This window comes from Siphonobacter aquaeclarae, assembly GCF_900103285.1.
Classification (GTDB): domain Bacteria; phylum Bacteroidota; class Bacteroidia; order Cytophagales; family Spirosomataceae; genus Siphonobacter; species Siphonobacter aquaeclarae.
Genome location: NZ_FNGS01000003.1, coordinates 62598 through 74392 on the forward strand (window position 1 = coordinate 62598; position 11795 = coordinate 74392).

An 11795-nucleotide genomic window follows, 5' to 3' on the forward strand; every position below is an offset into this window, starting at 1 on the left:
TCATGCGGCATTTACTCTGGCTTTCCCTGGTCCTGCTTGTGGCAGGTTGCGCCCAGCAAAGCTCCCCTACCGGCGGCCCGAAAGACCTTACGCCTCCCCAGCTGATCCGCCAGACACCGGCCAATCAGACGCTTAATTTCACGGGAAAAACAGTCGAACTGGAATTCGATGAATACGTCAGCGTCGATAACCTGATGCAGCAATTGCTGATCACGCCGGCGATTGAAGGGACCTATGATTTCAAAACGCAGCCTAAAGGGGTACGCATTACCTTCGACCAACCATTCCGTCCGAATACCACGTACTCCCTCAATTTCCGGAATGCATTCAAGGACGTTACGGAGCGGAATCCGGCACGAAACGTGAAGATCGTTTTTAGTACCGGGAAGAGCCTGGACTCTCTCCGGATGTCCGGAAACGTCCGGGATATGATGACTGATAAGCCTGCTTTTGATGCGCTCGTTGGCCTCTACCAAATCAGCGATACCCTCAAGTTTTCCAAGAACAAACCCTACTACCTCACCAAGACTGATAGCTCGGGAAACTTTACGCTCGAGAATCTGGCGCCCGGGCAGTACCGTCTGGCTGCGCTGCAGGACGTCAACAATAACCTGCTTTTCAATACCGAGAAAGAAAAAATAGCCTTCCATCCGAATCCGATAACGCTGCCCGGATTCACCGACACGCCTACCCTGAAGCTTGTCGCCGCGGATATGGCGCCCCAGCGCCAGCCTAAGTCCATGGTGACTTCCAAACAGTATACTCTCGCGTATCCGAGAGGTATTCAGGATGTACAGGTATCGTTCTGGAAACGGGAAGACAGCCTCACGTATGCGCAGGTAGACGACAAGCAACTGCGCTTCTATAACCGGGAAGCCCGGACGGATACCATCCGCGCGCGGATCACCGTCACCGATTCACTCAATAGGACGTTTTCCCACGATCAGAAAATCCGATTCAAAGACCGGCCGAAAAAAGGGAACGATATCGTCGAAGCGATGGAGACGAAAGTACTCCCGAAAAGCAGTGACGACATGGAGCGGAATTTTCATTATCAGCTCCGCTTCTCCAAGCCCATCACAAGGTTTGCTCCGGAGAATATCCTGCTTCAGGAAGACACCATCCGGAACATAAAGCTGACCGATAAAGACTGGAAATGGAACCGGTATAAGACCGAGCTGCTGATCGATAAGCCCATTGAATTCCGCCGGGACGTGCGGGTGATTATGCCAAAGGGAACCTTCATTTCGATCGAAGGAGATACCGCCCAGGCCGTACGGGCATTACACGCCCTCCGCGATCCGGAGAAATACGGTACCATCAGCGGGGAAGTGAAGAACGTGCACTCTGACTTTTTTGTAGAGCTGATCGGCGCGGCCGATTATAAAGTCGTCGCGACGATCCGCAACAAGTCGCCCTTTACGTTTGTCTCGGTTCCGCCGGGAACCTACCGGCTCCGCCTGGTACTCGACCACAACAAGAATGGCCGGTGGGACCCTGGTAATCCCGATGCGTTTATCAGCCCCGAACCCGTTATTCTGTTCCCCAATGAAATCAAACTGAAAGCTAACTTCGAGCTGCTGGGGAACGACTTCTCGCTCTGACGCTTTCTGGCTTTGTCTCAAGAGGCTGCGGCATGTAGATGCCGCAGCCTCTTTTTTATTCAATGCCTCTGCCCAAAGCATGCCTCGTCAGCATACTCTTGCCCCATGCTCGACGCCCCTTGCCCCTTGCCGTCTGTGGATAACTCCGTTGATAACTCTGATTTTCCCGTGGAAAAGTGTTTCCAACCCGGTGGATGAATGGAGTAGTTCTTCACACACGGTATTCCGAAAAATGAATGACTCCCCTCTTTCGTTGAAAACTCAGGAATCATCCACCGGAAACCCCATCAGTTATTAACCGTGTATGTACCTTGTTTTCGGAAGACAATTATCCACGTGCCCGAAAAGAGGATACGGACAGTCTTCCACCATACTTTTATATTCAGTAACTTACATGTGGATAATGTGTGGGTTCACGTGGATAAGCCGGGATTTGATCCACGCACTACTCCACAAGGAATCCGGAAGAAAAATTTTTCCACCTTTCCACCGGACCAACAACGATAACAAAAAAGAAATTTTTAAAAAGAGATTTAAACAATGATTGTACGTAGCGTTTGGTTGTGGGTAATCGTCTGCCTGCTGGCTCTCCCGGTGGCGGCGCAGAAAGCCGACTCTACGGAGGTGCGGCTGGGATTGGAATATGTCCGGACGGGAGAATTTGAAAAGGCCCGCGCCGTGCTGCAGAAACTAGCCCGTGGAAAAGAATGGACGCCGGTCGTGTACAAGCCCTATCTCCAGACGCTGATCCGCCTGAAGGAGTTTTCAGAGGCAGATAAATACCTCCGCCGCCTGGTCAAGGCCGAACCGGACGTACTGGCCTATCAGGTGGACTATGCCCGCCTGCTGGAAACACAGGGAAAGGTGAAGGAAGCCGACAAAGCCTACGAAGAGGTAATTGCACGCGCCCAGAAGAAGGAAGAATGGACGTACGAGCTCGGAAAGGCCTTCTCAGACGCCGATCAGCCGGATCAGGCACTACGACTCTTCCAGGCCGCCCGATCGGCTCAGGGAGAGCCCGCACGGTACGCGCTGCCGATGGCCCGGCTCTACCGGCTGTTGAACCAGCCGGAGCCGATGTTTGAAGAATACCTCCTCTACGGATCGCAGCAGGGAAACCTTGAAGCGGCACAGGGGTTTCTTCAGGATGAACTGAAGGACGAAAAAAGCCTGGTGGCCTTCGAGCGGCTGATGTACAAAAAGGTTCAGGACAAGCCGAACGAGGCCTACTATTCCCGGATGCTCATCTGGTTTCTGATGCAGCAGAAAGAGTTCAGCCGGGCTTTTGTACAGGCACGGGCGCTGGACAAGCGCCTGCGCCTCGAGGGGCAGGAAGTCACGGATATCGGCTTCATGGCGATGCAGAACAAGGACTTCGAGGCGGCCGGAAAGATATTCGAATACCTGGTGAAGGAATACCCGAAAAGTCCGAATTACCCCATTTACCGGCGGCTCCTGATCAATGCGAAGGAGGAAGTGGTGAAGACAACCTACCCCGTCAACACCGCGGATATCCGCCTGCTCATCCGGGAGTACCAGCGCATGTTTGCCGAAGTAGGTCAGACGCCCAAGACCCTGGAGGCGCTCCGGAATACGGCCCATTTGTATGCGTTTTACCTCAACGAAAAGGATACGGCCGAAGCGATTCTTCAGGGAGCGATACGCGCCGGGCAGCTCGACCGCGAGTTTTCGGACCGCTGCAAGCTCGATCTCGGCGATATCTATGTCCTGAAAAATGAACCCTGGGAAGCGACGCTGCTGTACTCTCAGGTGGAGAAATCGGCGAAAGATAGCCCCCTCGGCTACGACGCCAAACTTCGCAACGCGAAGCTTTCGTACTACAAGGGCGATTTCGAACTGGCAGCTGAAACGCTGGATATTCTCAAGAAAGCGACCAGCCGCGAAATCTCAAATGATGCTATAGAGCTCAGCCTGCTCATCCAGGATAATACCGGCATGGACACGACAGAAACGGCGATGAAGGCCTATGCGTCGGTCGAATTGCTCCTGTTTCAGCACCGTACCGATGAAGCCCTCGATCAGCTCAATACACTGTATCAGACGTACAAAAACCACCCGCTGGCCGACGAACTCCTCTGGCTGAGGGCGAATACCCTTCTCAAGGAAAACAGAGCGCAGGAGGCCGTGAATGACCTCGACAAGATACTGGCGTCTTATGCGCATGACATTCTCGGAGACGATGCCCTTTTTCTTTCCGCTAAAATCCGGCAGGAGAAGTTGAACGACAAAGACGGCGCCCTCAGGCAGTTTCAGGAGCTGCTTCAGAAATACCCCGGAAGCATCTATACCGCCGAGGCCCGCAAACGCTTCAGAATTCTGCGGGGTGACGCAATAAATTAGCCGTTTTCCACATTGTATGGAAAAGTCCGTGGCAGTGAGAAACAGTAAGTTGTCAGGCAGTCGGGAGAACTGTCACGGGCTTTTTCCCCAGAGATATGTGGACAAGTAGTCGCCATTGTTAATAACTCCCGGTAGTTTTCCACAGCTTTCACACCTATGAACCTTCTTTTCCGTACCGGCCTCGCCCTGGGCCTGTGGACTCTTGCTCTTTCTGCATGGGCACAGGGGGAAGAACGCTTTTCCACGTGGACATTCGGCGCCCAGAAAACCCAGCGCGGCGGCCCCTGCGATGTATACATGTTCAAATCGAACGACCACGCTGAAAAGGTCGTTGACAACATTCTCCGCTCCGCTGGTATGGGATTCGGCAAACGCAATTTCCAGGTAGTGGAATGCCCGCGGACAGATAACTGCTATGCGACCATCATCAATGGCGTGCGGTACATCGTATACGACAACTCGTTTCTGAAGCTCGTGGAAGACCGAACCCATACCGACTGGGCGGCCATCAGCATTATGGCACATGAAATCGGTCACCATATTCTCGGGCATACATCCGACGGAATGGGCAGCCGGCCGGACAAGGAACTACAGGCTGATTACTTCTCCGGATTTGTGGTGCATAACCTCGGCGGTTCTCTCGAAGAAGCACAGATTGCGATCCGGGTACTTCAGGGCGAAGAAGGCGACGCCAGCCACCCGCCACGACGCGATCGGCTCGCAACAATCGAAAAGGGATGGCGCGAGGCCGACAGCTTTTATCCTCGTCTGGTGAAGAATAGCTCCTCCCCTACCCCACCGCCCGCTCCCGAAATCGTCAAAAATGAACCGAAGCCGGAGCCTCCGAAAACGGAAACCCGGACGGGCTGCATTGACGGAAACTGTGACGACGGCGAAGGCGTCTACATCAACCGCAAAACCCTCGAACGCTATGAGGGCGAATGGCAGGAAAGCCGCCCGCATGGATTCGGTATTCAGTTCTACGCAAACGGCAAAAAGAAATACGAGGGAGAGTTTGCCAACGGCAAATTCGACGGAAATGGAACCCTCTGGCTTTCGAACGGAAACATCTACACCGGCGATTTCAAGACGGGCACGGTACACGGCAAAGGCGTGCTGCTGTATGCCAACGGAGACCGGTACATGGGCGAATTCCGGAACGGGCAACGGCACGGACAGGGTAAGTATGTGTACGCCGGCGGGCGGCAGGAAGTAGTCTACTACGTCAACGACGCCCGGAGGAAAGCGGAATAACGTATCGACCGACGAAGGGGCCGGCTCACAGCCGGCTTTTTTCTTTTCCCGTGAAAAACACCCGCCGGAATAAGGGGTCGACTTCTCCGGAAATGTTCTAATTTAGACTTCAAATAAGAATACCTCTCAAAAACTAGAAACCTATGGAGACGCAAACGCTGACTGCCCCCGCACCGGCAGATAAATCGACCTACAGCAGGGTGTTTGACCTGCTGCCGCATTTTGTCTCCCGGTACAATAGCGATGACGCGCTGGTTTCGAAAGTGAACGGCAAGTGGGAGAAAATACCTGCCGCTACGTTTATCGAAACCGCCAACCGCATCAGCCTCGGGCTGATTAAACTCGGTATCCGGAAAGACGATAAGATTGCCATTATTTCCCCGAACCGGCCGGAATGGAATTTCGTGGACTTCGGTGTTCAGCAACTTGGCGCCGTATCGGTTCCCCTCTATCCGACGATTACCATCGAAGATTACCGGTATATCCTCAGGGACTCGGAGGCGAAGCTGGTTTTTGTCGCCAACACCGATCTGCTGGCGAAAGTGAAGGAGGCTATCACCGAAGTAGAAGGCGTGGAAGGAGTATATACCTTCGACCGGATACCCGGCGTCCCGCACTGGAGTGAAGTAGCCGATCTCGGAAAAGACGAAGATCCGTCCCAGCTGGAAAGCTATAAGGCGGCGGTTTCGGAAGAAGACCTGCTGACGCTGATTTATACCTCGGGTACGACAGGCGTTCCGAAAGGCGTCATGCTGACGCACCATAACCTGCTCTCTAACGTAGAAGCCGTCAAGGATTACATTCCCATCGGTCCCGGTGAAAAAGCCCTGAGTTTCCTCCCCCTGTGCCACGTGTACGAGCGGATGATCGTGTACATGTACATGCGCTACGGGGTGTCGATCTACTATGCCGAAAGCATGGATACCATCGCGGAAAACCTGAAGGAAGTAAAACCCACGGTTTTTACCACAGTACCCCGGTTGCTGGAGAAGGTTTACGACAAAATCGTCGCAAAAGGATACGAACTCAGCGGCATCAAAAAGCAACTGTTCTTCTGGGCGCTGAACCTGGGCCTGCGGTATGATCCCGTTCAGGATATGGGCTTTTTCTACAACATTCAGTTAAAACTGGCGCGAAAACTCATCTTCAGCAAATGGCAGGAAGCACTGGGAGGTAATATCCGCCTCATCGTAACCGGCTCAGCGGCGCTGCAACCGCGCCTGGCCAGGGTATTCTGGGCGGCAGGTATTCCTGTGACGGAGGGATACGGGCTGACGGAAACTTCCCCTGTTATCTCTGTCGGAAAGGTCATGCCGCCGGACCTGCGGGTGGGTTGCGTCGGCACGATTATCCCCGATGTCCACGTGAAAATTGCGGAAGATGGAGAAATCCTCGTCAAAGGTCCCAACATCATGAAGGGGTACTACCGGAAGCCGGAACAGACCGCCGAGGCCATCGACAAGGACGGCTGGTTCCATACCGGAGACATCGGCGAGATGGTAGAGGGCCGCTTCCTCAAAATCACCGACCGGAAAAAGGAAATGTTCAAAACCTCAGGCGGTAAGTATGTGGCGCCCCAGATGGTTGAAAACAAGCTCAAGGAATCGAAGTACATCGAACAGGTGATCGTCGTGGGCGAAGGGCAGAAGTTTCCCTCCGCGCTCATCATTCCGGAATTCGGAGCCCTGAAGGTATTCTGCCAGCTTAACAACCTGGATCCGACGATGACGCCCGAGCAAATGGTAAAAAACGAGCAGATCGTGGCGAAAATCGAACAGGAAATCGAACGGTTGAATGCAAGCTTCGCGAAATACGAACAGGTCAAGAAGTTCCGTCTCCTCGCTACGCCGTTTACGATAGAAGCAGGTGAACTTACACCGACGCTGAAATTGAAACGTAAGGCTATTCTGAAGCGATATCAGTCCGTGATTGAGGGAATCTATCAATAGCATGGAAAAAGGGCCGCTAACGGCCCTTTTTTGTTTCTCAGGGATAAGATTGAACTAAAACCGTCTGTGTATTCTGTGAAGTCTGTGAGCTATTTTGATTGTTCTCACAGACTTCACAGAATACACAGACATAGTTGAAAAGAAAGCGGCTGCCTCATCTTGTAAGGCAGCCGCTTTCTTTTCATGGGACTAAACCGTCGCCCGTTTTCGCCAGACAGCATAAAACGGTAATCCCGTTGCCATCAGCAGCAATCCGGAGATCGCTTCCGACGGTCGGTTAATCAGCGTATTGATGACCAGAAACGCGCAGAAGACCAGAAACAACGCTGGCACTACCGGGTATCCGATCACCTTATACGGCCGCACCACATCCGGCATTTTACGGCGGAGAAGGAATACTCCGAGTGTCGTCGCCCCGTAAAAAATGAACGAAGCGAAGATGAGCATATCGGTCAACTGATCGAACGTTCCGGATAAAATCAGCAAAGAAGACCATACTCCCTGCATCCAGAGCGCTTTTGACGGCGTGTTGAAAACGGGGTGGATGTAGTTGGCCGACTTGAAAAAGAGGCCATCCTTCGCCATTGCGTAAAACAGGCGGGAGGCGAGCAGAATGGTACTGCTGGTACAGTTGAAGGTGGTAACCAGAATCAGCAGGGAAATGGCAAGGCCTCCGCCGTTTCCGAGGAAGTGCTTCACGGCGAATACCGCGGCGATGCCGTTTTTCGATTCGTGTACCTGAATGATCTCGTCGATCGGCATGACATAGAAGTACACAAAGTTCATCAGCAGGTATACCGTCATGATGATGAGCGTTCCGATGGTCAGTGCCCAGGGCAGGTTTCGTTGCGGATTCCGGATTTCGCCGCCGATGTAGCCGAGGTTGTTCCATCCCTCAAACGCCCAGAAAGCACTCAGGCAGGCGAGTGCCATCGCGCTGGCGAGCGCTCCGCCCGACATCTTTTCGGCGTCAAAATTCACGGAGGGTTGCTGAATATTCGCCCAGCTTCCTTCCTTTGAGACGAGTCCTAGGATAATAATGATCAACATTGTCGCGATCATCGTTACCGTTAGAAAGCGGCTGATGTTTTCACCCATCTTCAGGCCGCGGATATTCAGCACCGTCAGAAACAGTACCAGCGCAATGGCGATACCTTTTACAGCGAGGTTATCGAAGGGATATAACCCGAACAGGTTGATCGTCGCAAGTGAATCCGGCGTAGCCGGCAGGGTAATGAGCGACCCCAGCGACTGAGCGAATACATAGGAAATGGAGGCAATTGATGCGGTCCGGATGACGGCGAAATTGGTCCATCCTAACAGGAAAGCGAAGAACCGGTTATAGATTTTGCGAAAATAGACGTATTCCCCGCCGGAGTCGGCGAGCATACTGGCGACTTCGGCGTTGCTCAGCGTGCCGGCCAGACTGATCAGTCCAGCCAGGAGCCAGGCCGTCAGGACCAGGCCGGGCGACTGCAGCTCGGCCGACATCGGCGCGACTTTCTTGAATACACCGGTACCGATCACGGCACTGATCACGAAGACAATACCGGAAACGAGACCGATCGAGCGGCGGAGATGACCTTGTGATTCGGACATACAGGAGGTTTTGTGAGGGAAAATATCGGAAGGTTAACGAAGCAAATTCGGAAAAAGACGCCACTTACCATACTTCCTCCTGCAAAAAAGGCGATTTCCGGCGACTTTCCTCCTGAACCGGAGAAGGATTGCAAAGTCTGCTTCCCGAGGGACCGACAAATCCCCGAAATCGGGGTAACTTTGTCTTTTACGAACCACAACAGTATGGCTCTGACTACGTTAACCGCCATCTCTCCCGTAGATGGCCGCTATCGGCGGACAGCGGAAAGTCTTGCTCCCTATTTTTCGGAATTCGGTTTGATCAAGTACCGCGTCCGGATCGAAATTGAATACTTTATTACCCTTTGCGAGCTGCCCCTGCCGCAATTGGAACAGTTTGATACTGCTCTCTTTGATTCCCTGCGTGCCATTTACCTGCAATTTTCGGAGGAAGATGCCTGGCGTATCAAGGAAATCGAGAAGGTCACCAACCACGATGTCAAGGCGGTCGAATACTTCATCAAGGAAAAGCTGAAGGATCTCGATATCGAACAATACCTCGAGTTTATTCACTTTGGTCTCACGTCTCAGGATGTCAATAACACGGCTATCCCGCTTTCTATGAAGGAGGCGATGGACGAAGTGATGATTCCGGCATTTGCTGAAATTACCCAGAAACTACTCGCCCTGGCGCTCCAGTGGCAAGATGTGGCGCTGCTCGCACGCACGCACGGGCAACCAGCCTCTCCTACCCGCCTCGGTAAAGAGATCCGCGTGTTTGCCGAACGCCTGCAACAGCAACTCGCGCTGTTCCATACCATTCCGTACGCGGCAAAATTCGGCGGAGCTACGGGTAATTTCAACGCCCATCATGTGGCATATCCCGGCTTCGACTGGCCGGAATTCGGTAATAAATTCGTCGGCAGCCTCGGCCTGGCGCGCAGCCGCTATACCACGCAGATCGAACACTACGATCACCTCGCGGCGCTGCTCGACAACCTGAAACGACTCAATACCATCCTACTCGATTTCTCCCGGGATGTGTGGAGCTACGTTTCCCTCAACTACTTCAAGCAGAAAATCAAGGCGGGTGAAGTAGGTTCGTCGGCCATGCCGCACAAGGTGAACCCTATCGATTTTGAAAATGCGGAGGGTAACCTCGGCGTCGCCAACGCGCTCTTCGAACACCTTTCCGCCAAGCTTCCGGTATCGCGGTTGCAACGCGACCTGACCGATTCGACGGTCCTCCGTAACCTCGGTGTGCCGATAGCGCATACCCTCATCGCACTGAAGTCGCTCATGCGCGGAATCGAAAAACTGGAACTGAACCAGGCCGCTATCAACGCCGACCTCGAAGCAAACTGGGCTGTTGTGGCCGAAGCTATCCAGACGGTCCTCCGCCGGGAGAACTACCCCCAACCCTACGAAGCCCTCAAGGCCCTTACCCGGAAGAACGAAGCCATCACCGAGCGGACGATTTCCGAGTTTATCGAGACACTGGCGGTCTCCGAAGCTGTAAAAGAAGAATTACGGGTGATTTCCCCGTTCAACTACCTCGGGGTGATCGAATAAGGACCAAAACGGCTTTTCGTTCCATTTTGGAAGACAGGTTTTCAACAGGCTGAAATGCCGGTCTAAATTCCTGAAAATCAAAAAAGAAAGACGAAAAGAAGGACAGGACATAGCCGCTGAGAATCCGACGAAGGATTTTTCCTGTACAACGGGAAGGCTATGCGGCAATCTCAACGGCATCTTTTGGCGTCTTTTTCATCGGTCCGGCCGGCAGTTCATTGCCGGCCGGATTTTTTTTCAACCCGCCCGTTACATTTGAGTTATGAAGATTTTGCATACTGCCGACTGGCACTTCGGCAAGCGCCTCTACCAAACCGACCTGCTGGAAGACAGCCGGCTGTTTGTCGACTGGCTGTTAAAAAAAATTCAGGAGCTGGAGGTCGACATACTGCTCGTCGCCGGCGACGTCTTCGATACGACCAACCCGTCGTCGGATGCGATGCAGGTATACTATGATTTTTTGAAAGGGCTCGTCGCTACGGGTTGCCAGCTCGTGATCACCGGCGGCAACCACGACTCGCCCGCCGTTCTCAACGCTCCACGTGAAATATTAAAATTATTGAATGTACAGGTGCTCGGCGGCGCCTGTGAGAATTGCCTGGATGAGATACTGCCCCTACCCGATCGTTCCGGAAAGATCGGCGCCGCAGTCTGTGCCGTTCCGTTTTTACGGGACCGGGATTTGAAGCGGTCAGTGGAAGGGGAAAGTTTCGAAGACCGCCGGCTGGCGATCCGGTTCGGACTGGAGCGCCGCTATGCACAGCAGTATGAAGAAGGCCGCCGCCTGTACCCCGATGTCCCCCTTTTCGGAATGGGTCACCTGTTCATGAACGGGTCGGCTACATCTGATGACGACGAAAAACTACATACCATCGGCACGCTGGATCTATTCGAAGCATCACTGTTTCCGCCGTTCGATTACCTCGCGCTGGGGCATATTCATCGTCCGCAAAAAATCGCGAAAAAGGATACAATCCGCTATTCCGGTTCGCCGATAGCCCTCAGTTTCAGTGAGATAAAAGACGAGAAGCTGGTGATATTCATCGAGACGGAAGGAAAGGAAATTACCCGTATTGAAGAGTTAAGGGTACCTGTGTTCCGGAAGCTGGAGCGTATCACCGGAACATTTGAGGAAGTGGAAGCAAAGCTGATGGCGTATACCCGGCCGGAGGGTGCGCTGAAGTCGCTTGCTGAAGTAGAAATCCGGGAAGAGCACCGGGATCCGGCGCTGGCCGACCGGGCAAAGGTGTTTTTTCTGACGTTTCAGCAGGGGGATATTCAGGTATTGAACTGGAAATTCCGCTTCAGTCAGCAGCTCAGAACGGCTGATGAGCTCTTTGGGGAGTCGACCGCGCTGACAGAATTAACCCCGAAAGACGTCTTCGATCAGTGGCTGTCGGAAAATGCAGCTACCGACGAATCAAAAGTCCTGCTCGGTGAAGCCTTTCACGAGTTACTCAACGGATTGAACTGACCC

The 11795-nt window shown here is 53.2% G+C and carries 7 protein-coding genes; 6 read left to right on the forward strand and 1 reads right to left on the reverse strand.

Annotation, left to right across the window (positions count from 1 at the left end; all coding sequences use genetic code 11):
* Positions 1 to 2 precede the first annotated feature (2 nt).
* The 4 genes from BLR09_RS07480 to BLR09_RS07495 all read left to right on the forward strand — a co-directional run bounded on the left by BLR09_RS07480 (position 3) and on the right by BLR09_RS07495 (position 7168).
* Positions 3 to 1604, forward strand: coding sequence for an Ig-like domain-containing domain (locus BLR09_RS07480; RefSeq protein WP_093199887.1), 1602 nt, complete (start codon positions 3 to 5; stop codon positions 1602 to 1604).
* Between the two features lie 540 nt (positions 1605 to 2144).
* Positions 2145 to 3965, forward strand: a complete 1821-nt coding sequence (locus BLR09_RS07485) for a tetratricopeptide repeat protein (protein ID WP_093199890.1) — start codon at positions 2145 to 2147, stop codon at positions 3963 to 3965.
* Between the two features lie 156 nt (positions 3966 to 4121).
* Complete coding sequence (locus BLR09_RS07490; RefSeq protein WP_093199893.1) at positions 4122 to 5219, forward strand: M48 family metalloprotease; 1098 nt, start codon at positions 4122 to 4124, stop codon at positions 5217 to 5219.
* 143 nt (positions 5220 to 5362) lie between these two features.
* Positions 5363 to 7168, forward strand: coding sequence for an AMP-dependent synthetase/ligase (locus BLR09_RS07495; protein WP_093199895.1), 1806 nt, complete (start codon positions 5363 to 5365; stop codon positions 7166 to 7168).
* Between the two features lie 189 nt (positions 7169 to 7357).
* Here the strand turns inward: BLR09_RS07495 and BLR09_RS07500 are convergent, their stop codons facing one another.
* A complete protein-coding gene (locus tag BLR09_RS07500; protein WP_093199898.1) occupies positions 7358 to 8767 on the reverse strand; it encodes an APC family permease in 1410 nt (469 codons plus the stop codon).
* Between the two features lie 204 nt (positions 8768 to 8971).
* Between BLR09_RS07500 and purB the strand changes: the two genes are divergently transcribed.
* Complete coding sequence (gene purB, locus BLR09_RS07505) at positions 8972 to 10318, forward strand: adenylosuccinate lyase (protein ID WP_093199900.1); 1347 nt, start codon at positions 8972 to 8974, stop codon at positions 10316 to 10318.
* A 262-nt stretch (positions 10319 to 10580) separates the two neighbouring features.
* Complete coding sequence (locus BLR09_RS07510) at positions 10581 to 11792, forward strand: exonuclease SbcCD subunit D C-terminal domain-containing protein (protein ID WP_093199904.1); 1212 nt, start codon at positions 10581 to 10583, stop codon at positions 11790 to 11792.
* Positions 11793 to 11795: the final 3 nt, after the last annotated feature.